20 protein-coding genes and 6 tRNA genes are annotated in these 21351 nt (G+C 31.5%); 12 read left to right on the top strand and 14 right to left on the bottom strand.

Going from position 1 to position 21351, the window contains the following annotated elements:
* Positions 1-21 precede the first annotated feature (21 nt).
* A complete protein-coding gene (locus tag FH779_RS12240; protein ID WP_180904914.1) occupies positions 22-276 on the top strand; it encodes a hypothetical protein in 255 nt (84 codons plus the stop codon).
* 51 nt (positions 277-327) lie between these two features.
* Here FH779_RS12240 and FH779_RS12245 read toward each other — a convergent pair whose 3' ends face one another.
* The gene (locus tag FH779_RS12245) at positions 328-1365 is read right to left on the bottom strand and encodes a hypothetical protein (RefSeq protein ID WP_180904915.1); all 1038 of its coding nucleotides are present in this window, start codon (positions 1363-1365) and stop codon (positions 328-330) included.
* A 104-nt stretch (positions 1366-1469) separates the two neighbouring features.
* On the opposite strand from FH779_RS12245, the gene FH779_RS12250 reads away from it, so the two are divergent.
* The gene (locus FH779_RS12250) at positions 1470-2981 is read left to right on the top strand and encodes a carbon-nitrogen hydrolase family protein (protein ID WP_180904916.1); all 1512 of its coding nucleotides are present in this window, start codon (positions 1470-1472) and stop codon (positions 2979-2981) included.
* 151 nt (positions 2982-3132) lie between these two features.
* Here the strand turns inward: FH779_RS12250 and FH779_RS12255 are convergent, their stop codons facing one another.
* Positions 3133-4422, bottom strand: a complete 1290-nt coding sequence (locus tag FH779_RS12255) for a DUF3748 domain-containing protein (RefSeq protein ID WP_180904917.1) — start codon at positions 4420-4422, stop codon at positions 3133-3135.
* Positions 4423-4622: 200 nt separating this feature from the next.
* Here FH779_RS12255 and FH779_RS12260 point away from each other — a divergent pair, with 200 nt between their 5' ends.
* Both FH779_RS12260 and FH779_RS12265 read left to right on the top strand, forming a co-directional pair.
* A complete protein-coding gene (locus FH779_RS12260; protein ID WP_180904918.1) occupies positions 4623-6038 on the top strand; it encodes a hypothetical protein in 1416 nt (471 codons plus the stop codon).
* Positions 6039-6047: 9 nt separating this feature from the next.
* A complete protein-coding gene (locus FH779_RS12265) occupies positions 6048-6560 on the top strand; it encodes a hypothetical protein (protein ID WP_244957956.1) in 513 nt (170 codons plus the stop codon).
* A 45-nt stretch (positions 6561-6605) separates the two neighbouring features.
* Here FH779_RS12265 and FH779_RS12270 read toward each other — a convergent pair.
* The 4 genes from FH779_RS12270 to FH779_RS12285 all read right to left on the bottom strand — a co-directional run bounded on the left by FH779_RS12270 (position 6606) and on the right by FH779_RS12285 (position 10251).
* Positions 6606-6690: transfer RNA gene (locus FH779_RS12270), tRNA-Ser, on the bottom strand.
* Positions 6691-6822: 132 nt separating this feature from the next.
* On the bottom strand, positions 6823-7230 hold the full coding sequence (locus FH779_RS12275; protein WP_180904919.1) for a hypothetical protein: 408 nt from the start codon (positions 7228-7230) through the stop codon (positions 6823-6825).
* Positions 7231-7315: 85 nt separating this feature from the next.
* The gene (locus tag FH779_RS12280) at positions 7316-8047 is read right to left on the bottom strand and encodes a YebC/PmpR family DNA-binding transcriptional regulator (RefSeq protein WP_180904920.1); all 732 of its coding nucleotides are present in this window, start codon (positions 8045-8047) and stop codon (positions 7316-7318) included.
* A 95-nt stretch (positions 8048-8142) separates the two neighbouring features.
* Positions 8143-10251, bottom strand: a complete 2109-nt coding sequence (locus FH779_RS12285) for a M3 family metallopeptidase (protein WP_180904921.1) — start codon at positions 10249-10251, stop codon at positions 8143-8145.
* Positions 10252-10475: 224 nt separating this feature from the next.
* On the opposite strand from FH779_RS12285, the gene FH779_RS12290 reads away from it, so the two are divergent.
* Genes FH779_RS12290 through FH779_RS12300 form a run of 3 tightly spaced genes read left to right on the top strand, consistent with a single transcriptional unit; the run spans position 10476 to position 13395 of the window.
* On the top strand, positions 10476-11120 hold the full coding sequence (locus FH779_RS12290; protein ID WP_180904922.1) for an NUDIX hydrolase: 645 nt from the start codon (positions 10476-10478) through the stop codon (positions 11118-11120).
* Between the two features lie 19 nt (positions 11121-11139).
* The gene (locus FH779_RS12295; protein ID WP_038334575.1) at positions 11140-12024 is read left to right on the top strand and encodes a lysophospholipid acyltransferase family protein; all 885 of its coding nucleotides are present in this window, start codon (positions 11140-11142) and stop codon (positions 12022-12024) included.
* A gap of 18 nt (positions 12025-12042) precedes the next feature.
* Positions 12043-13395 (top strand): UDP-N-acetylmuramate--L-alanine ligase, encoded by a 1353-nt coding sequence (locus FH779_RS12300; protein ID WP_180904923.1) that lies wholly within the window; start codon positions 12043-12045, stop codon positions 13393-13395.
* Positions 13396-13788: 393 nt separating this feature from the next.
* On the opposite strand, the gene FH779_RS12305 is transcribed toward FH779_RS12300, so the two are convergent.
* The 3 genes from FH779_RS12305 to FH779_RS12315 form a co-directional block, all read right to left on the bottom strand.
* A complete protein-coding gene (locus FH779_RS12305; protein WP_180904924.1) occupies positions 13789-14613 on the bottom strand; it encodes a helix-turn-helix domain-containing protein in 825 nt (274 codons plus the stop codon).
* Positions 14614-14634: 21 nt separating this feature from the next.
* Positions 14635-14961: a DMT family transporter gene (locus tag FH779_RS12310; protein WP_180904925.1), complete on the bottom strand. Its 327-nt coding sequence runs from the start codon at positions 14959-14961 to the stop codon at positions 14635-14637.
* A gap of 72 nt (positions 14962-15033) precedes the next feature.
* The gene (locus tag FH779_RS12315; RefSeq protein WP_180904926.1) at positions 15034-15687 is read right to left on the bottom strand and encodes a YceI family protein; all 654 of its coding nucleotides are present in this window, start codon (positions 15685-15687) and stop codon (positions 15034-15036) included.
* Positions 15688-15905: 218 nt separating this feature from the next.
* On the opposite strand from FH779_RS12315, the gene FH779_RS12320 reads away from it, so the two are divergent.
* Positions 15906-16664: a 5'-methylthioadenosine/adenosylhomocysteine nucleosidase gene (locus FH779_RS12320; RefSeq protein WP_125348831.1), complete on the top strand. Its 759-nt coding sequence runs from the start codon at positions 15906-15908 to the stop codon at positions 16662-16664.
* A 99-nt stretch (positions 16665-16763) separates the two neighbouring features.
* Here the strand turns inward: FH779_RS12320 and FH779_RS12325 are convergent.
* The 5 genes from FH779_RS12325 to FH779_RS12345 form a co-directional block, all read right to left on the bottom strand.
* Positions 16764-16844: transfer RNA gene (locus FH779_RS12325), tRNA-Tyr, on the bottom strand.
* A gap of 32 nt (positions 16845-16876) precedes the next feature.
* A tRNA-Thr gene (locus FH779_RS12330) sits at positions 16877-16950 on the bottom strand.
* Between the two features lie 41 nt (positions 16951-16991).
* Positions 16992-17068 (bottom strand) — tRNA-Thr (locus FH779_RS12335).
* A 7-nt stretch (positions 17069-17075) separates the two neighbouring features.
* Positions 17076-17156: transfer RNA gene (locus FH779_RS12340), tRNA-Tyr, on the bottom strand.
* Positions 17157-17173: 17 nt separating this feature from the next.
* Positions 17174-17247 (bottom strand) — tRNA-Thr (locus FH779_RS12345).
* A gap of 277 nt (positions 17248-17524) precedes the next feature.
* On the opposite strand from FH779_RS12345, the gene FH779_RS12350 reads away from it, so the two are divergent.
* From FH779_RS12350 to FH779_RS12365, 4 genes are all read left to right on the top strand, one after another.
* Complete coding sequence (locus tag FH779_RS12350; RefSeq protein WP_180904927.1) at positions 17525-19171, top strand: Na/Pi cotransporter family protein; 1647 nt, start codon at positions 17525-17527, stop codon at positions 19169-19171.
* A 30-nt stretch (positions 19172-19201) separates the two neighbouring features.
* A complete protein-coding gene (locus FH779_RS12355) occupies positions 19202-19591 on the top strand; it encodes a hypothetical protein (protein ID WP_180904928.1) in 390 nt (129 codons plus the stop codon).
* Between the two features lie 175 nt (positions 19592-19766).
* On the top strand, positions 19767-20285 hold the full coding sequence (locus FH779_RS12360) for a DUF6584 family protein (RefSeq protein ID WP_180904929.1): 519 nt from the start codon (positions 19767-19769) through the stop codon (positions 20283-20285).
* Positions 20286-20329: 44 nt separating this feature from the next.
* Positions 20330-21313 (top strand): long-chain-fatty-acid--protein ligase, encoded by a 984-nt coding sequence (locus FH779_RS12365; RefSeq protein WP_038334559.1) that lies wholly within the window; start codon positions 20330-20332, stop codon positions 21311-21313.
* The last annotated feature ends 38 nt before the right edge of the window (positions 21314-21351 follow it).

Genomic DNA, 21351 nt, shown 5'->3' on the forward strand with positions numbered 1-21351 from the left:
CATCTAATAAAATAGTACAATATGAAAAATATAAAACAAATTATCTTAGTTGCAGGAGTTTTGCATTGTTCAATAGGTCTATCTGCTCAAGAAAATAAGATTTCGTTCTTTGAATCAACTAATCAAAATGAAAGTTCTGCTAGACCAGGAACCGGTGGTGGTGGAACAGATGTTGAAGATGCTGATCCAGCACCAATCGATGATTATTTACCATTATTGGTAATAGGGGCAGGATTGGTTGCTTTACGTTTCAGAAAGCAGTTATTAAAAAACTAATTTCTAAATTATATCAAAAAAGAAAGCTTCTCTATTTTTGAGAAGCTTTTCTTATTTTATCTGTTCCAAACTATTCGCAATTGCTTTATATAGAACTTCACCCATTCTTTCACAATTTTCGTAAGATTGATCTTTATAAAACTTTGCAAAACCAGTTCGTAATTGTGCAACATTTTCTGGTTTAGAAATATGATCATTTTTCATGATTTTCATTAAATCACGAAAACGTTTCGAACTATTCGAAATTCTTTTCGAAATCAAGGATTTTACTTCTTTTCTATATTGATCGACAGAATTTGGTTTCAAGCGATTATTCACCAAATCAACCATAATTTTATTTTCTTTGAAATACTGTGGTCGATAAATTTTTAAATTTCCTTCATAACATTGTTGATCGAAATCTATTGGTCGAATTCTATAGATAACTTGATCAAAATCGTGAATTGGAATCACCACATAATTATACGATCGCATATCACCTAAAAGACCAATAAAACAGCGTTCATTGAACTTTACAAACTCTTTTGCAATCTGATTTTTCTCTAAATCATTACATTTATCCAAATAATTTTTGATAAAAACATCTCCTGGAATTCCTAAAATATGCTCTTCAATCAATGTATTTTTGTAGACCAAAAAATTGATTCGATGTGGAGACAAAATATCTTCTAATTCTAAACCATAAATACGCGAAGCATCTGCTTTTTTGATGTAAAAATTGGTATAATTATCATTCAAAATATTACGAACCCGAATACGAAAAGGTTTCGAATTTCCGAACGTACAATAATCAATAGAATCAACAACAAGATAAGGCAAAGACTCCTCATCTCCGTCTGAATGTAAGTAGGTGTAAATTCTGTTTAGACTATCTTGTATTTCCTGATGTTCCGAGTCGGTATAATAAACACCTAACCAATGCGTATCATTTCCTTCCTTATCTTCCAATGCTACACAACCCGAAAAACGCATCAAATCATCATATTCTACACTCGCTTTTGTTTTGCGATGATATTTCTCTAAATAATGATTTAATTCGTCACTCACAGGATAAATAGGCTTTCTAAACTCTATTTTTACATCTTTCATTTCATGCTTATTAGTCTATACGAAGATAGGTCTAAATTTATTTTTTAAAATTGTTTATTGGATTAATATTTGCTAAATTCAAACATAATCTAAATCTAAATAAAATGAATATTCAGGTCAGAAATTTGACTCTTGAAGATTATAGTGATTTGACTGAATCTACAAAAGAAGCCTATCACAATCAGCTTGGAACTTGGACTGTCGACGAAATTAAAGAATTATTAGCTATTTTTCCGCAAGGTCAACTTTGTGTTGAAGTGGATGGAAAAGTTGTTGCTTCGGCATTGAGTATTGTGGTTAATTCGAAAAAAACGAACATCGAATCCAATTATGATACGATAACATCTAATGGTAAATTTTTAAAACATGATCCAGAAGGTGATGTAATGTATGGAATTGAAGTTTTTGTTCATCCAAATTATCGACAATTGCGCTTAGGAAGACGTTTATATGATGAACGTAAAGCGCTTTGTGAAGAAATGAATCTAAAATCAATTGTTGCAGGAGGTCGTATTCCAAATTATCATAAATATTCGCAAGAATTATCTCCTAGACAATATATAGAAAAAGTAAAAAGTAAAGAGATTTTTGATTCAACTTTAGCTTTTCAGATTTCGAATGATTTTAATGTCAAAAAAATCTTGAAAAATTATCTGAAAGATGATAAAGAATCCTTAGAATATGCCACTTTATTAGAATGGAATAATATCTATTACGAACCTGAATTGAAATCTAATTCGCCTACAAAACGTACTATTCGTCTTGGTTTGGTACAATGGCAGATGCGTTTGTTTAATGGTTTACAAGATTTTTATGATCAAATTGAGTTTTTCGTAAGTGCGGTGAGCGACTATGGCTCTGACTTTATCATGTTTCCAGAATTTTTCAATTCACCATTGATGAGTCCGTATAATCACTTGAAAGAGATTGAGGCGATGCATCAATTAGCTACAATGACAGATGATATTGTAAAGAAAATTCAAGAATTTGCAATTACATATAATGTCAATATTATATCAGGTTCGATGCCACATCTGAAGGAAGGAAAACTGTATAATACGTCATTTTTATGTCATCGTTCGGGGAAATTAGATTCGTATAGTAAAATACATATTACACCAAACGAGTTCAAATATTACGCATTGAATGGTGGTGACGAAATAAAAGTTTTTGATACCGACTGCGGAAAAGTAGGTTTGCTAATTTGTTATGATGTCGAATTTCCTGAATTGAGCCGTATTTTAGCCGATCAAGGTATGGAAATATTGTTTGTTCCGTTTATGACAGATACACAGAATGGCTATACTCGTGTAAGAAGTTGTGCGCAAGCTCGTGCAATAGAAAATGAGTGTTATGTGGCTATTGCAGGCTCTGTGGGAAATTTACCGCGTGTGAATAATATGGATATTCAATATTCACAATCGGCAGTTTTCACACCTTCAGATTTCTCTTTTCCAAACAATGGAGTTAAAGCAGAAGCAACTCCGAATACAGAAATGGTACTGATTTCTGATGTTGATCTTTATCTTCTAAAAGAGTTGCATGAGTATGGAACTGTAAAAACGATGAAAGACAGACGCAAGGATTTGTATGAAGTAAGACTAATAAAAACATAAAAAAAACCTCCAAATTGGAGGTTTTTTTTAGTTCTTATTCCCATTGGTTAGACTCGAATAAGAGCATAGACCTTAGGTTCGGTTAAGTATCTGTACTAAAATTAGAAATATTTTTTATAAGGGACAAATATTTTTTAGAAAACTTTGAACTTTAACATATTTCAATTTTGTTTAATAACTCTAATTCGAAGATTTGAATAAACTTTTCATTGAAATTATTTGAAACAAATTGATTAAAATAGATTTTTTTTCCATCGTTAGAAAAATGCGGAATTCCCGTTAATTCATTATTGATTTTTTGAACTTGATAGATTTGTTTAGATTTTTTTTCGGTTAAATCATTTAGATATATTTTATCGTTAACAAAATAAATAGCATATTTTCCGTTTGGTGAAAGATTGAATGGAGAGGTAATCGAATTTTCTAAAAAAGAATATTGAATAATTTCATTCGAAACTAAATTTACACCAAATAATTGCGTCTTATCAAATTCATCTTCCATCAAAAAATAGATGATTTTCCCATCAGGAGAAGAACGTAACCAATGTCTAAAATTACTAATTCCATGTTGAGTAAAAGTGATTCGTTTCTGCGAAATACAACTTGGTACATCTGGCAAAGTAGTTAAAGTTCCTTTTAAATTATCGTTTTCATCAAACCTTATTTCATTTGGAATTTCAGCAATAAAAATTTCCGTTTTCAAATTCCCTTTTTCATCACGCACATGTCCCTGAAATGCGATATTGTTTGTTGAGTTAATCCAACATTCATCAAAAGCTTTTTCGACTTCATCACTTCCATTTTTAGGATTTGTCACTATTTTCGAAACGATAATCGAGAACATTTCACCAGAATTATTTTCTAATGTTTTATCAAAATCAACCTCAACTTTTTTTGGAAACATCATTCCAACCACTCGCTGATCTTTTATGGTAGAATTTTGTTTAGATTCTTGTTCCAAGACATAATCGTTGTAGGTAAAACTAATCCAATTCTTTTCTTTTTTCCAAGAATGTGAATGTGTTCCTCCACGCAAAGCACCATTTGTAAAGGGAAAATTTATATTTCGTGCATCCATAAAAATAGGCTGATTTGGAAATTCTAGATCAATTGCGACACCTGTTCTTCTTGTTGGCGAATATGGATTTGCTTGATTTGCATTTCGAATACCATGTATAAAAATAACTTTATTCTCAATTTGCGAAAATGAGGCTGCACCAACACCAGGACCAAATTCTGTTTGACTATTTGTGGTATAAATAATTTCGGATTCGTAAGTATTCGTGTGAAGTAAACAGATGGAAGAAGTTTCTCCTATTTTTGTGTCATCATTACGTGTATCAAAAACAAGATAATTGCCATCAACCGATTGAATTTGATTATGATGAAGCGTATGTCCAAAATCATCATAAGTAAGTTGAATTGGATAATTTAGTTTCATAAAATGATTTAAACGTTTTTAATCGATAAATATTTTACAAAATGTTAAACTTATTGAATTTTAACACTTTGTATAGTATTTATTGAAATTATGTAAATTAATTTTCACCGGTTTAGATAAATTACAGATTATTTATTTTTTACAAACATAATTTTGTTCTCGTAAAGATAATTTTTTCTGTATAAAAATGAAGAGAGAATATGAAGAAGATATACTTCCTTTTAGGATTTGTACTGAGCGTTGGTATGCTTTACAGTCAAACTATAAATGTAATATTTAATGAAGATTTTGGAAAATCTACTACAAGAATTGGTTCGCAATATGTACCACAATCTGGAAACGATAATAATTTAGAGAAATTTGATAGTCACGGATCTAGTTTTTATCATTTGGCAGATCAATATTTTCAAGAAGCACCAAATCCAAGTAAAACAAGTCGAGCTACATCAAACCAAGATATTTGGAATATTGATAACGGATATTACGCTGTAATTGCGCCAAAAAATATTTACGATTTTACAACTGACGCTCCTGATGGAAATAATTTCTGGAAAGGTAGTTGGTGGCAGAAAATTCAAAATCATACCGACTCTTCTGATGATGGCGCAGTCTTAGTCGTAAATGGAGGTAAAGTTTTGAATCAATATTATAGACGTGTTGTGGTTTTAGAACCAGGAAAAACGTATAAAATATCAGCTTGGTTTTATGGCTCTGGAAGAAATAATGTTGGTGTAAATTTCGAAGCGCAGAATATTACAACAGAAGAAATTTTAGGATCATCGAACAAAGATTTAGGTATCACAAATTTCTATGATGGTTCCAATAATGTAATGAGATTAACGGAAGCAAATAAATGGGAACAAAAATCTTGGAGTTTCAAAGTACCTGATAGTAAAAGCTGCTCTTCGATTGCAATTGCGTTACGTAATAATGTAATAGCAGATGGAGGAAACGATTTTTACGTAGACGACATTATACTTGAAGAAACAACTGATGATGCAAATGTAATTGATTGTTCAAATAGCCCAGAAATCGACGCTGTCATAAAAGCGAATAACGATTCTTTTATTGTAACTTCTACAGATCGTACATTTAATATTATTTCTAATGACACTTATAATGAAGAATTAGCTAAAATAATATTATCTGGAAATGATAAAAACACAACAATTGCAACAATTGATAATTGGCCTGATGGAATTACGTTAAATCCAGAAACTGGAGAAATTACAGTAGCAGAAGGTGCAACTGTTCCGACTGAACCTTTGCGTTATCAAGTATGTAATACACTTGGAGTTTGTTCGACGGCACTTATAACGTTGAAATTCTCTTTTGATACGACAACATGTACTCAAAATCCTATAATTGGAACTCCAAAAGGATATACAAATGTTGGAATTTCTTCTTATAGTCAAAATGATAATTTTCCTTCTAATATTGCAAATGGATTTCTTGCTTTGCAATCGAGTAACAAAGGATTGGTGATAAGTCGTACAACTTCTTCTCAGATTTTAAAACCTCTTGAAGGAATGATTATTTACGATACTACAGATAAATGTGTCAAACTTTATAATGGCTCTGCTTGGAGCTGCATCAAAAAATCTTGTAATAATTAAACAATAAACATGAAATTTTTAATATATCTATCTTTATTTGTTGCACTTGCAATGAATGAAGCGAAAGCTCAGTTAATTATAGCAACGGATGAAAAAAGTGTAAACACTACAGAATCAACACTTTTACAATTCGAAGACAATAATTCTAAAGGAATAATTTTACCTGCAAACACAACAACATCTACCGAAGTTACTAATGGTACTTTTATGTTTGATCAAACAGATGCTAAAGTAAAAATGTACGAAAACAATAGTTGGATTGATTTATCAGATACCGGAGATAAATCTTCAATCATTACTAATTCTTCAACAGATAATGGCGAGGGTGTAATAGTTGGTTCTGAAAAAACTGATGCAAAAGGAATTTTAGTTTTAGAATCTACTGATAAAGCAATGGTTTTACCTCGTGTAAACGACGTTATCAATGATATTATTTCTCCTTATCCAGGACTAATGTGTTACGATATCACATCAAAAACAATTGCCTTTTTTGATGGTAAAGTTTGGAATTTTTGGAAGTAGAAAATAATACAAAAAAAAAGCTTGAACAAATGTTCAAGCTTTTAGCGGAGAGTGAGGGATTCGAACCCCCGGAGGTGTGACCCTCAACAGTTTTCAAGACTGCCGCATTCGACCACTCTGCCAACTCTCCAATAACGCAGTTTATTGCGGTATTGCGAGTGCAAATATAGAACGCTTTTTCGAATTTGCAAACCTTAATTTAAAGTTTTTTTAATACAAAAACTTAGTTTATTCAGTATCAAATAAATATTTTTTAAAAAAATTATACAATAATTACCAAAGCTATCTGAATAAGGAAACCAAGCGTGAAAAACAAGGCTGCAAACTTCAATAAAGTAAAGCGAAATGTTTCGTTTATGATTAATTTATTGACCAATGGTTTCGAGATTTTTTCGTCCAAAAGCTTTTCTACTTTTTTATAGAAAATCAATAATAAAATTATAATCACCATAACAACTGTAAATATCAAAATAGAACTCATCGAATGATAAAACATCATTCCCATCGCCATTCCTAATACAGCTAGTATCAATTGTGGTAATTGATTAATTGCTTTTCGAATCATTTCTTCAGTCTTTTTTAACCAATCAGCTCCAAGAATTTCTGGCGCAGCCATCCAAAAAGCAACAAATTGTAAAATCAAACCAAGTAAAGTAAAAATTTTTATCATTCTCAAAAATTCAATTATAGTTAAAGATAAAAAAAACCGTTTAAAATAAATTAAACGGTTTTCATATTATTCTTTTCAAAAAAGATTATTCTTCCTCTTCTTCGTCTTCTTTCATCGTATGATAAACGTTATTGACGTCCTCATCTTCGTCAAATTTCTCCAACAATTTCTCGATGTCAGCTTTTTGTTCTTCTGTTAATTCTTTTGTTGTTTGTGGAATTCTTTCAAATTCTGATGAAATAATTTCATATCCACCTTCTTCCAAAGATTTGAAGATTGTTCCGTAATTCTCGAAAGGTGCAATTAATACAATTCCATCTTCATCCTCAAAAATCTCCTCTACTCCAAAGTCAATCATTTCAAATTCTAATTCCTCTAAATCTAAATTTTCAGGTTTTTGAATTTTGAAATTACAGATATGATCAAACATAAATTCAACAGAACCTTGCGTTCCTAATTGTCCATTACATTTACTGAAATAAGAACGAACGTTAGCTACTGTACGATTGTTGTTATTTGTAGAAGTTTCAACTAAAATAGCAATTCCGTGAGGTCCATAACCTTCGAAAATAACTTCCTTATAGTTTTCTGTATTTTTATCAGATGCTTTTTTGATTGCGCGTTCGATGTTATCTTTTGGCATGTTAACAGCCTTCGCATTCTGAATCACCGCACGAAGATGAGAATTTGAATGCGGATCAGGTCCTCCTGCTTTTACTGCCATTACGATATCCTTCCCAATTTTAGTAAACGCTTTAGACATTGCCGCCCAACGTTTTAATTTACGTCCTTTTCTAAATTCAAATGCTCTTCCCATTTATACTTGTTTTTATAGCTGCAAATTTATTCATAAAACGAAAAAAATCCAAGAACTATGTCTTGGATTTTTAAGATGTTAATATTTTAGAATGATTATTTCAATCCGTGATATTTTAACATAGGCTCAATTGAAGGGTTTTTACCTCTAAAATTTTTGTAAATCACATTCAAATCGTCCGAATTTCCTTGAGAAAATACTTTATCTCTCAAAATTTGACCATTTTTACGTGACATTCCTCCATTTTCTATTGTCCATTGGTATGCATCATGATCTAACATTTCTGCCCAGATATACGCAAAATATCCAGCTGCATATCCTCCGCCAAAAATATGGCTAAAGTAAGAAGAACGGTAACGAGGCGGAACTTGTGGTAAATTTGTTTTATTATCAATTAAGGCTTGTTTCTCAAAATCATCTACACTTGTTATTGTTTTATCGACAGAAACAGTGTGCCAAGACAAATCTAAAGCCGCAGCAGAAAGTAATTCTGTTAACGTATAACCTTTATTAAAATTAGATGCTTTTTTCATTTTTTCTACCAACGCATCAGGAATAGCAGCTCCTGTTTGGTAATGCTTCGCATAATTTTTTAGGATAGATGGTTCCGTTACATAATGCTCGTGAAATTGCGATGGAAACTCAACAAAATCTCTCGAAACATTTGTTCCAGATAAAGTTGGATATTTTTGATTTGCAAAGAAACCGTGCAACGCATGTCCAAATTCATGGAAAGTCGTCACTACATCATCATACGAAATCAACGCAGGTTGACCATTTGCAGGTTTTGTGTAGTTTCCGACATTATAAATAACAGGTTTTGTTCCAAATAAGTGCGATTGCTCTACAAGATTACTCATCCAAGCACCTCCTTGTTTAGAATCTCTTTTGAAATAATCGGTATAAAATAATCCCAATTGAGAACCATCTTCATTAAACAATTCGTACACTTTTACATCTTCGTGCCAAGTAGGAATATCTGTGCGCTTTTTGAATGAAATTCCGTACAATTCTTTCGCCATAAAGAAAATTCCATTCTCTACAACTGAATCCAAAACGAAATAAGGTTTCATTTCATTTTCGTCAATATCATATTTCTCTTTACGTACTTTCTCCGCATAATAATTCCAATCCGCAGCTGTTAATGTATTTGCAGGATTTTCTTTCTTCGCTAACGCTTCAAATTCTTTTGCATCTTTTTGTGCCATTGCAGTTGCCGCTGGAATCATTTGATTCAAAATTCCTTTTGCTGCTGTAGGATTTTGCGCCATTTGATCTTGCAAATTCCATTCTGCATAATTCGAAAAACCTAATAATTTAGCTTTCTCCGCACGTTTTTTAACCAAAGTTAAAATTGTAGCACGTGTATCGTTTTCGTCTTTTTTCTCTGTTCTAATCCAAGCTGCATCAAATAATTTTTTTCTTGAAGCTGCATTAATCATATTTTGCAATTCAGGTTGTTGCGTTGTATTCAATAAACTGATTAAATATGTTCCATCAGCTTGTTTGAAAGCTTCTAAATCAGCATCACTCAAACCAGCTAATTCTTCTTTCGAAAAAGTAACGCCACCAGATTTTGTTCCTTTTAATAATTGATTTGAGAATTTAGTTTCTAAAGAAGCAATTTCTCCATTCAATTTTTTCAATTCATCTTTTTGTGCAGCAGATAAATTTGCTCCAGCCAATTCAAATCGTTGATAATACACATCTAACAAACGAGATGATTCTTTATCTAAATTCAATGATTTTTTATTGTCATGTAAAGTTTTTACACGTTGAAATAATTTATCATTCAAATAAATTGCATCGCTATGAGCGGCAAATTTAGGAGACATCTCCTCCTCTACTGCTTGCAATGTTTCGTTTGTATTTGCACCTGTCAATAATCCAAAAACATGATTAACTCGTGTTAATAATTGACCAGATTTTTCCATCTCAACTAATGTATTTTCAAAAGTTGGTGCTTCAGAATTATTAGCAATTTTATTGATTTCGACTAATTGTTCAGCCATTCCTTGCACCAAAGCAGGTTTGAAATCTTCGTTTTTAATTTTCGAAAAATCAGCAGTTTGGTAAGGCAAAGTGCTCACTTCAAAAAAAGGATTTTTATCGTTCCACATACTATTTGTTGACTTTTCGCTACAAGAAGTGGCTAGGATTGACGATCCTACCATCATTCCGTAAAAAAGTTTTTTATTAAACATTTTTATTATTTTTAGACCTAACGAAGTTAAACTTATAATGTGAAATTTCAAAAACATTCTGTTTTTCATTCAAACGATGGAAAATATTTAAGCTAAATCTTAAAAGTTAAATAATTAATAAACCTTACCGAAAAGATTGAATTTTCTTCGACGAAAATAATTATCTTTGAAAAAGAGTGAGGAAAAATTTCACTCTTTTTTATTACCCTAAAAATCAATCCATTTTGTATTTAGATTTAGAAGAATTAAAATATTTATTAGCCGAAAGTGTTGAAGAATTGCCTAGTTGGGAATCACACCAAAAGCTTTCACCTCCATATCGTCAAAAATTTGATTTAGAATATGTAAAACGTACCAATCCAAGAAGTGCGTCTGTCATGATTTTATTGTATCAAAACGAAGATGGCGAAATTGAATTTCCAGTAACCATGCGTGTTTCGTACGAAGGAGCGCATTCGCATCAGTTTTCTTTACCAGGTGGACAATTTGAAGAACAAGATATTAGTTTTGATGAAACTGCTATTCGTGAAACAGTGGAAGAACTTGGTGTAGATTACGAAAACATTGAGATTGTAAGACAATTGAGCGAAATGTATATTCCGCCAAGCAATTTCTTGGTTTATCCTTATATCGGAATTTATCATGGAGAGCCACATTTCAATCCAGATGAGCGTGAAGTACAATATGTTGTTCCATTAAATTTGGAAGCTTTTTTGAATGCTGATTACGAAGTTTTTGAGAGAGAATTTTCTGGTCAAGTTGTCGAAATTCCTGGTTATAACATTGGTGACGATGAATTTCTTTGGGGCGCAACGGCAATGATTTTAGAAGAATTTAAAGATTATCTAAAAATCGTATTAAATTTGTAACTTAAACAATTAAGAACTCGTGTCTCAAAAAGCAAAGAAAAAGAACGCATTTCGCGATTCATTTGGACATCTATATTTCCTAAAAAGGACGTTAATTTTCTTATTAGGATCATTTACCTATAACCGTTATAATGGTTTTAATAAACTAAAAGTTAGTGGTACAAAAAACTTGGTTCATTTGCCAGCTCAAAATGTATTATTCGTTTCGAATCATCAAACTTATTTTGCTGATGTTTTTGCGATGTATCATGTATTTTGTAGTGTAAAAAATGGTTTTATTGATACTATTAAAAATCCAATTTATTTACTTAATCCTAAGATTGATTTTTATTACGTTGCCGCAGAGGAAACGATGAAAGATAATCTTTTGACGAAATTATTTGCCTACACAGGAGCGGTAACCGTAAAAAGAACGTGGCGTGCAAAAGGAGAAAATGTAAATAGAAAAGTAGATTTAAGCGAAATTAACAATATCGATATTGCGTTGCAAAGTGGTTGGGTCGTAACGTTTCCGCAAGGGACCACAACTGCATTTGCGCCTGGTCGTCGTGGAACTGCGCATTTAATCAAGAAGAATAAACCAATTGTAATTCCAGTTGTGATTGATGGTTTTCGTAGAGCTTTTGATAAAAAAGGTTTGCGCATCAAAAAACGTGGAATTAATGCGACAATGACATTCAAAGAGCCTTTGGAAATCGATTATGAAAATGATTCGAGCGATGCAATCATGAAAAAAATTATGAATGCAATTGAGCAAGCGCCAGAGTTTAATAAGGTTCGACCAATGGACGAAATTCTTGCTGAAAATAGTGAAAAATCATTGGATGATTATTTGAACGAAGATGACGAAGAGTTTGATGATTTCGAAGAAATGGGCTACGACGAAGAAAATAAAAAAGACTAAAAGAATACAACATACAAAATGAAAAAAGTTCATTTTATTGCAATTGGTGGAAGTGCAATGCACAATTTGGCGATTGCTTTGCACGAAAAAGGTTATCAAGTAACGGGGTCTGATGACGCAATTTTCGAACCTTCGAAAACACGTTTGGATCAACGTGGTATTTTACCAGAAGAAATGGGTTGGTTTCCAGAAAAAATTACAACAGATTTAGATGCTGTGATTTTAGGTATGCACGCTCACGCTGATAATCCTGAAATGTTACGTGCGCAAGAATTAGGTTTAAAAATCTATTCATATCCAGAATATTTGTACGAACAATCGAAAGATAAAACGCGTGTTGTGATTGGTGGTTCACATGGAAAAACGACGATTACATCAATGATTCTTCACGTTTTGCATTATCATAATATCGATGTAGATTATATGGTTGGTGCGCAATTAGATGGTTTTGATGTGATGGTAAAATTGACAGAAGACAACGAATTTATGATTATGGAAGGAGATGAATATTTATCTTCTGCCTTAGATCGTCGTTCAAAATTCTTGTTGTATCAACCAAATATTGCGTTGATTTCTGGTATTGCTTGGGATCATATCAATGTTTTTCCAACGTTTGCAGATTATACTTCTCAATTCTCAAAATTCGTAGAATCTATCGTGAATGGAGGTGCTTTAATTTACAATGAAACAGATGAAGAAGTTGTAAAAGTTGTAGAAGAAACTGAGAAAGCAATCAAGAAATTTCCTTATCATTTACCAGAACATTTTATCGAAAATGGAATCACTTTTATCGAAACAGAAGATGGTCCAATTCCATTAGAAGTCTTTGGTAATCATAATTTGATGAATTTAGAAGGCGCTCGTGCAATTTGTAAACAATTAGGTGTAATGGATGATGACTTCAACGAAGCAATTCAATCATTTAAGGGAGCATCTAAACGTTTGGAATTAATTAATCGTACTTCTGATTTTGTTGCGTATAAAGATTTTGCTCATGCGCCAAGTAAAGTAACTTCGGTAACCAATGCTGTAAAAGAACAATATACAGATAAAACAGTTGTGGGATGTTTAGAAATCCATACCTATTCGTCTTTGAATCCTGAGTTTTTGGTTCAATACAAAAGCGCTTTAGATAAAGCTGATATCAAAATTGTAATGTATAGCCCAGAAGCGTTAGAAATAAAACGTATGGAAATGATTTCTCCAGAAGATATCAAAAAAGCGTTTGGAGACGATTCGATTTTGGTGTTTACGAATGGTGAACAATTGCAAGATTATATCGAAAGTTTAGATAAAAAAGATAAAGTATTTTTGATGATGAGTTCAGGAAACTTCGGTGGAGTAAACTTGAATGAATTATTTAAAGCATAAAAAAATCACCTTTCAAAAAAAGGTGATTTCCACTTAAATATCTATAAAATATAGAAAAAGAGAACTTAATTTTTTAGGTTCTCTTTTTATTTTTTGTCAAATGGTCAAAATAATCATTTTGGGTTTTTGGATTACTTCTTTTCAAATATCAGTAAACTTAGAACTATTTTAAACTTTTTCGGAACTATTAATTTTAAAAACATTATTTTAGAAAAAACAGAGGTGATATAAACTTTTAGTAATACTCTACTCACTTTTGTTAGCTTTCGCCATCAAAAAAACACCTCTGTTTTTACTATAAAATTATAGTGACCCTTTTGATAGTAACAAAGATGATAAAAATCGAGATTAAAAAAAGTTTGAAAAGTAGCCTAAAGATGTCCAAAACGGAAGTTATTGTAAACTTTTTCTAAATTGAGTTGGACTAATTTTTAGATGTTTTTTAAAAAAATTTCCGAATGAATATTGGTCAGAAAAGTTTAACTCATTCGAAATTTCAGAGATTGTTTTAGTTGTTTCACTCAACAATACTTTCGATTCGCGAATCACAACAGAACTGATTAATTCTTTTGTCGTTCTACCCGTTATTGATTTACAACATTCAGTTAAATATCTAACTGTAATATTCAGTTTATCTGCATAATATTTTGCATCTCTATTTTCTGTATAACCCTTATTTAAGTCATTCAAAAAACGTTTTACAATATCATCTTTTCGCGTTCCTTTTCTTACAATAATTGTTTGTTGTTTCGAAAGTTCGCTAAACGTTGTGTAAACAATCGCATAAAATAAATTGAATTGTAAATAACGCACGAATTTGGTCGATTTCTCTTGCAAACGCAACTTTAACTGCAATAAAAGCTCTATTAAAGCAGAAAATTCTATTTCATTGAAATGATAATTATTAACTCTGCTTTCGCCAAAAAATTGGTTGTATTCATAACCACTCAAATCGATAATCGACGTATCTAAAATCTTTTTGGTTAAGACTAAACTCAATAATTCTAAATCAGATGATTTTGAAATTATTTGATAAGATTTATTAGGTTCTGGGAAGAAAACATCGTGTTGTTTAAGTTTAATTTCTTGGTCATTTTGAGAAATAATTAAATAACCATGCTGAATAAAAATCGTTTGAATCAAATCTTTTTTCAAACGTTTATTCTCGACAGTTTGCTGAATAAATTCCTCTTGATCAAAAACATTAAAATTCTCCATAAATCAACACAATAGTTTTAGTTAATTTGACACAAATTTTAATCCAATAATTGAGCAGATTAAAGTCGTTAAGAAAAAAACGCGCCAAAAACTTGCCGGTTCTTTAAAAATAAAAATTCCGACCAAAACTGTTCCGACCGCTCCAATTCCCGTCCAAACTGCATAAGCCGTTCCGATTGGTAATGTTTGCGTTGCTTTTACCAACAAAACCATGCTCACCGTTAAGAAAAATAAGAAGCCGCCATACCATAAATAGGTGTCATTTCCGGTTGCTTCTTTTGCTTTTCCAAGACATGATGCGAAACCGACTTCACACAAACCTGCGATTAGTAAAATTATCCAATTCATTTTTTACTGATTTATTTATAAAAATTAAGACTACAAAAATGTAGCCTTAAAATTAATTATTTATTTTTTGAATTATTTACCGAAACTATCGCTAAATTCTACTTGACCTTTGATGTGTACTTCGCTCCATGTTTTAGAAACGCCATCCGCACCTTTGTGTAATTCGAAACAAGCCTGATTAAGAGCTTCCATCGCTTTTCCTGCGTTAAAATCCATCAAATCAACATCTGTTTCAATTGAAAAAACATTGTTCTCAAACGTCGATTTTACTTCGTATTCTTTAGAAGCATTATTCAACGTTAAATTCAAGAAAGTTTTACCATCTCTGAAATGTAATTGACCTTTGATTTCGCTTGTATTGATCATGTTTCCGAACAAAATATCTTTCAATTTTTGATCACGATCAATTTGATCAGAATTTAATGTAGCAACTGTTGCAATAATATTTGCACCTTCTAAAACTTCTTGAGGCGTTTTTCCATCTTCTTTTGCATCTTTCACCAAAACAACATCAAAACGTCCTGAAACAGCTACTTTTTCTGTCGTTTTATAAGCCGTCCACTCAACTCCAGATTTTCTAATCACACCTTCTACAATTTCAGTTGGTTCTTCCACTGTAACAGCAGTTTTAGCAGGTTGTTCTACTGGTTTTTCTTCTGTTTTATTCGTACAATTCATCAACATTACTGATGCACAGCATATAATCGCTATAGATAATTTTTTCATTTCAAACTTTTATGTTACAAAAGTACAACAAGCCAAGACTAATTCACAATTGATTTTTAACATATTCTGAAAAAAGTCTACTTTTGTAACATGATAAAAAATCTTCTAAATACGTGTTTGATTATCATTTGTTTGCCATTTATCTTAATTTATGAGATTTATTGTTCGGTTTACAAATACAGAAAATAAATTGGTAACTTCGCTTTCAAATTGAAAAGATGAGCGAAAGAATAATAGGAATAATGGGTGCTATACCGCAAGAAATAAACGGTGTAGTCAACTTATTAACAAACAAGCAAGAACATAAAATTGGTCGAAGAAGTTATTTTACTGGAGAATTAAACAATCAAAAAGTTGTGGTCGTTTATTCTCGTGTTGGTAAAGTTGCTGCTTCTGCTACGGTTACAACTTTAATCCTTGAATTTAAAGTTTCTGAATTGATTTTTACAGGTGTTGCAGGCGGAATTCATGCTGATGTAAAAATTGGAGATATTGTGTTAGGACAAAGTTTGATTCAACATGATATGAATGCACAACCTCTTTTTCCTGCTTATGAAATCCCTATGTTAGGAAAAGCTTATTTTGAGGCTGATTCTTCTCAATTAGAAGTTGCGACAACAGCTATTTTAGAAATTTTAGAAGAGCAACATTTGCATAATGTGATTTCTGAAAAAGATTTGGATAAATTTAATATTCATCAACCTCAACTACATGTCGGTTTAATTGGTTCTGGAGATTTATTTTTCTCGACAAATTCTCAGAAAGAAAAATTACAACAAAACTTACCCGAAATACTTTGTGTCGAAATGGAAGGCGCTGCAGTAGCACAAGTTTGCTACGAATTTGATATTCCTTTTATCATCATCAGAACAATATCAGACGATGCCGACGATCATTCTACATTAGATTTTAATAGTTTTATAGAAAAAATTTCGAATGTATATTCAATAGAGATTATTAAGAACATCATCAAGTAAAAAGTCCTTTAAAAAGGGCTTTTTTTATGATGCACACATTAATAAAAAAAATCATCAAAAGATTTGATGATTTGCTTTCCAAATATTTAAAATGGATTGTGGGGAGAGCAGGATTCGAACCTGCGAAGGTTACCCAACGGATTTACAGTCCGTCCTCGTTGGCCGCTTGAGTATCTCCCCGCCTAATAATAAAGTATTCTTCAAAAAAGAAGAGCCGATAGAGGGACTCGAACCCACGACCTGCTGATTACAAATCAGCTGCTCTAGCCAGCTGAGCTACATCGGCGATTTTTTATTTTTGTTTTAAAAGTAAAATATAAACTTTTTTGGAGCCGATAGAGGGACTCGAACCCACGACCTGCTGATTACAAATCAGCTGCTCTAGCCAGCTGAGCTACATCGGCTTTTTAGTGGGGAGAGCAGGATTCGAACCTGCGAAGGTTACCCAACGGATTTACAGTCCGTCCTCGTTGGCCGCTTGAGTATCTCCCCGACCTATATTTTTGCTGAGCCGATAGAGGGACTCGAACCCACGACCTGCTGATTACAAATCAGCTGCTCTAGCCAGCTGAGCTACATCGGCAAAAATATTATTATTTGAATATTTCAAATTGAAAACAGGAGATTCATTTCTCGAAAGAAGTGTTGTTCCTTTTTCGTGGTGCAATATTAGGGCAGTTTTTCGAATCTCGCAAATGTTTTTTCAAAAAAAAGTAGAAGTTTTTTCGAAAAAACCACTTCAATTTTGAAAATCAGAATTTTAGAATTCAAAAAAAAATCAAACTTTTTTTCAATAAAAGTAAAAAAGATAATATTCTATTTACATTAGAGTCCCTATTTTTGTGGTCAATTAATCATTAATGCATCTTATCATACAAATTTTGCAACTTTTCGGAGCAATTGCTCTGTTCATTTTTGCGATAAAACTATTAAGCGAAAATTTACAAGCGTTATCTGGATCGAATTTTAAACGCACTTTAAACAAATTAACCAAAAACAATTTATCGACAATTGTTACAGGTACTTTTTTTACAACAGCCATACAATCTTCCTCGGCTGCAAGTGTATTTATATTAGGATTTGTAAATGCTGGATTGATTAATTTGCGAAAAGCATTTGGTTTGATATTAGGTGCAAATATCGGAACTACGCTTACATTATGGTTGGTCTATTTCGGAATGAAATTCGATTTGATACAAATTGCATTGCCTCTTATATTAGTGGCTTTTCCATTTTATTTATCAAAAAAACGTAATCAAAGAAAAGTAGGTGGAATTTTATTTTCACTTTCATTACTTTTTCTTTCGCTATATTTCTTGAAAACTTTTTTACCTTCTATAGAAAGTCATCAAAAGTTACAAGAATTCTTTCAACATTTATCGCATTATGGTTTTTTGACTAATTTATTATTTATTCTATTTGGAATATTATTAACAGTTTTAGTCCACTTTTCGTCAGCATCAATTACCATTGCAATTTTATTAGCAAGCAAAGGTTTACCTATCGAATTAGCCGCAATGATTGTTTTAGGAGCTAATATTGGAACAACTTTTACAGCGCATTTAGTTGCAGCAATTGGAGATAAATACACAAAAGTAGTCGCAGCATTTCATACATTTTTCAATGTTGTAATTGCGTTTATTTTTATGTTGATTGCTAATATTGTTTTAAAATTTATTGATTCAGCAATTTCATCGAATATTGCTATACAGCTTATTGCTTTTGATACCATTAGTAATTTGGTTGGTGTAATTTTATTTGCTCCTTTTATCAATAAATTGGCTTTCTACTGTCAGAAAAAGTATTTCTCGGTAAAATCTACAGATAATAAGTTAGAGTTTTATGCGATTCCATTTGGAACAAATTCTGACCTATATAAAAATGAAGCCAACAAAAAACTTCTGAAACTTGCTTCTACAACAAAACAAACGATTTATACGCTTGGTCGAATGATTACTGAAAGTGATGAAGAGAAAATTTTGGTTTTTCGTGAACGAATTTTGGAACTCGAAAAAGAAGGTGATCAATTGGAGCGAGAAGTCAATGAATTTTTGAATGAAATTGCTGATTTAGATTTACCAAACGAAAATAAAATTGCGATTCATCAACTAATTACGCTTTGTCATCATTTGGAAAGTGTGGGTGATATTGCGATTAAGATTTCGTCTATTCATCGTCGTCGTAGAATGACAAATAGTTATTTTACACCAAAAATGAGAACCTATTTGGTCGAATTTCAAAACAATTTAGATCAAACAACGCGAATTTTAAATCAAAATTTGAACGAAACACAAGAAGAAGTTTCTATTAAACAAGCGGAGTTTATCGAAAAAACGATTAATACAATTTACAAAGATGCCGAAGCCAATTTGATGAAGACAATCGAAAAAGAGAAGCTTTTGACTACAAGTGCGCTTTTCTACAAAGATTTAATTCAGAATTACGAAATTCTTGGTGATCATCTATACAAAGCTAATGCAACAATTGTTAAGCTAAAAAATCAGTAGATTTTTGTAAGTTTAAAGAAATTATATTGCATGGCTACTACATTTACAATAAAGCTTGAAGAGCAAATTATTGGAACTACAGAATTTGAATTTGCAGATGTTCCGATGGGAGTTGTTTATGGCAAAATAAATTTTATAGATATTGAATCTCCTTATTTATTATTCAAAAATTATTGTTTAGAAAATAACATCCAAATCAATGATGATTTTGAAGATTCTAGAATGATAGATACTGTTGTTATTCCAAATCTTAGAATTTATTATAATGATTTTAAAGAAGAATTAAAAGGCTGGGGAGCTGCAATTACTGGTTCTGAATTTTTAGATAATAAAATCTATTTTGAAATTCAATTTGGTGGTGTAATTTCAGAAACGATGTCAACTTTATTCAAACATCATTTTGATGAATATTTTAAATAATAGCTTATCTTGAATTAAAATTCATCAATTCGAGTGATTTTTAGAAATATATTTCTAAAAATTGTATCGAGAATTAAGATGAATTTTAAATACTAAAACCTTATTCTCGATACAAAATTCTAAACGAATTTCACTCGAATTGACGGTTTTATTTATAAATTTTCATAAAAATAGCATGCAAAGAAGTTTATCTGAAAAAATAAATTATGATTTGGAACAAGGTCGAAAGCACAAAGCAACTTTACGATTAAGAAATCTTATCAATGAATTTCCAAATGATTTGACTTTAAGAAATAAACTGGCTGAAATTTATTATGAAAGTGGCTTTTTAGATGAAGCTGGTAAATTTTGGATTTTATCAGAAGAAAGAAATTCAGAAATTGAGCGATGTATCGAAATTTACAAAAACTCTGTCAATAATTCTGGAAATCAGATTTTGAAAGACATTCTTTTTCGTGGAGATAAAACTAAATTATCACCTCATCTGCAATCAATTTTAAACGAATTAGAAAAAGATAGTTTCGAAAAGACTAAAAATATTCCCAATTTTCTACCTAAGAAAAATTACCAAGAAGAAAATAATTATAAAGAAACCTTTAAAGATAAACTTATAAAATATTTATTTTTTGGATTTCTAATTTTTATAGTTCTATTGATAATTCTTGGATTTATAAAATTAATTGAATGGTTTTAACTTCTAAATTCGCACACTTCTACTCTATTTTGTAATTTTGCAAAATGTTTGATTCAAAGCAAATTTTTTCTATTCAATCCGAAGAAGATTTCCAAAACGTTGCATTGGAAGTTTTCCGTTATCAAGCGCAAGAAAATGAAGTCTACAAAAACTTCTTAAATTTCTTGAACGTTGATTATTCTACTGTAAAACACACCAACGAAATTCCTTTTTTACCGATTCAGTTTTTTAAGAAATTTGAATTGATTTCGGGAAATCGTGAAGTGGAAAAAATTTTCACAAGTTCTGGAACAACTGGAATGGCGACAAGCAAGCATTTGGTTACGGATTTGGCATTGTATCATTACAGTTTAGAAAAATGTTTCGAACAATTTTATGGTCCACTTTCCGATTACACTATTTTTGCTCTTTTGCCTTCGTATTTGGAGCGCACAGGTTCGTCTCTAATTGATATGGTGGAGTATTGGATTGAGAAATCCGGCAGCGATAAAAGTGGTTTCTACTTGTATAATCACGATGAATTGTACGAAAATCTTATTGCCCACGAAAAAACGGGCAAGAAAGCAATTTTGATTGGTGTTTCGTTTGCTTTGTTAGATTTTGTCGAAAATTATAAAATGAATTTGCAACATACAATTGTCATGGAAACTGGCGGAATGAAAGGTCGCAAGAAAGAAATTACGCGCGAAGAATTGCATTCAATTTTGAAAAATGGTTTCGGAACAAATGAAATTCATTCGGAATATGGAATGACGGAATTGCTTTCGCAAGGTTATTCTCGAGGAGATTTGACGTTTAAATCGCCAAATTGGATGCGAATTTTGATCAGAGAAACCGAAGATCCTTTCCAATATGTTGAAGAGGGAAAAACAGGTGGCGTAAATGTGATTGATTTGGCAAATTACAATTCGATTAGTTTTATTGCAACTGATGATTTAGGTAAAAAAATAACTCACAATCAATTTGAAATCTTAGGACGTTTCGATCATTCGGATGTGCGAGGTTGTAATTTGATGGTGATTGAATAATAAATAAAATCCCGCACTGAGAAATTCAATGCAGGATT

Source organism: Empedobacter falsenii, assembly GCF_013488205.1.
Classification (GTDB): Bacteria; Bacteroidota; Bacteroidia; order Flavobacteriales; family Weeksellaceae; genus Empedobacter; species Empedobacter falsenii_C.

Bases quoted from the DNA above. Each gene is read 5' to 3' on its own strand.
- FH779_RS12355 (WP_180904928.1), top strand. From the start codon at position 19,202: ATGGCTACTACATTTACAATAAAGCTTGAAGAGCAAATTATTGGAACT.
- FH779_RS12280 (WP_180904920.1), bottom strand. From the start codon at position 8,047: ATGGGAAGAGCATTTGAATTTAGAAAAGGACGTAAATTAAAACGTTGG.
- FH779_RS12350 (WP_180904927.1), top strand. From the start codon at position 17,525: ATGCATCTTATCATACAAATTTTGCAACTTTTCGGAGCAATTGCTCTG.
- FH779_RS12305 (WP_180904924.1), bottom strand. From the start codon at position 14,613: ATGGAGAATTTTAATGTTTTTGATCAAGAGGAATTTATTCAGCAAACT.
- FH779_RS12285 (WP_180904921.1), bottom strand. From the start codon at position 10,251: ATGTTTAATAAAAAACTTTTTTACGGAATGATGGTAGGATCGTCAATC.
- FH779_RS12310 (WP_180904925.1), bottom strand. From the start codon at position 14,961: ATGAATTGGATAATTTTACTAATCGCAGGTTTGTGTGAAGTCGGTTTC.
- FH779_RS12250 (WP_180904916.1), top strand. From the start codon at position 1,470: ATGAATATTCAGGTCAGAAATTTGACTCTTGAAGATTATAGTGATTTG.
- FH779_RS12245 (WP_180904915.1), bottom strand. From the start codon at position 1,365: ATGAAAGATGTAAAAATAGAGTTTAGAAAGCCTATTTATCCTGTGAGT.
- FH779_RS12260 (WP_180904918.1), top strand. From the start codon at position 4,623: ATGAAGAAGATATACTTCCTTTTAGGATTTGTACTGAGCGTTGGTATG.
- FH779_RS12300 (WP_180904923.1), top strand. From the start codon at position 12,043: ATGAAAAAAGTTCATTTTATTGCAATTGGTGGAAGTGCAATGCACAAT.
- FH779_RS12265 (WP_244957956.1), top strand. From the start codon at position 6,048: ATGAAATTTTTAATATATCTATCTTTATTTGTTGCACTTGCAATGAAT.
- FH779_RS12255 (WP_180904917.1), bottom strand. From the start codon at position 4,422: ATGAAACTAAATTATCCAATTCAACTTACTTATGATGATTTTGGACAT.
- FH779_RS12320 (WP_125348831.1), top strand. From the start codon at position 15,906: ATGAGCGAAAGAATAATAGGAATAATGGGTGCTATACCGCAAGAAATA.
- FH779_RS12275 (WP_180904919.1), bottom strand. From the start codon at position 7,230: ATGATAAAAATTTTTACTTTACTTGGTTTGATTTTACAATTTGTTGCT.
- FH779_RS12365 (WP_038334559.1), top strand. From the start codon at position 20,330: ATGTTTGATTCAAAGCAAATTTTTTCTATTCAATCCGAAGAAGATTTC.
- FH779_RS12360 (WP_180904929.1), top strand. From the start codon at position 19,767: ATGCAAAGAAGTTTATCTGAAAAAATAAATTATGATTTGGAACAAGGT.
- FH779_RS12240 (WP_180904914.1), top strand. From the start codon at position 22: ATGAAAAATATAAAACAAATTATCTTAGTTGCAGGAGTTTTGCATTGT.
- FH779_RS12315 (WP_180904926.1), bottom strand. From the start codon at position 15,687: ATGAAAAAATTATCTATAGCGATTATATGCTGTGCATCAGTAATGTTG.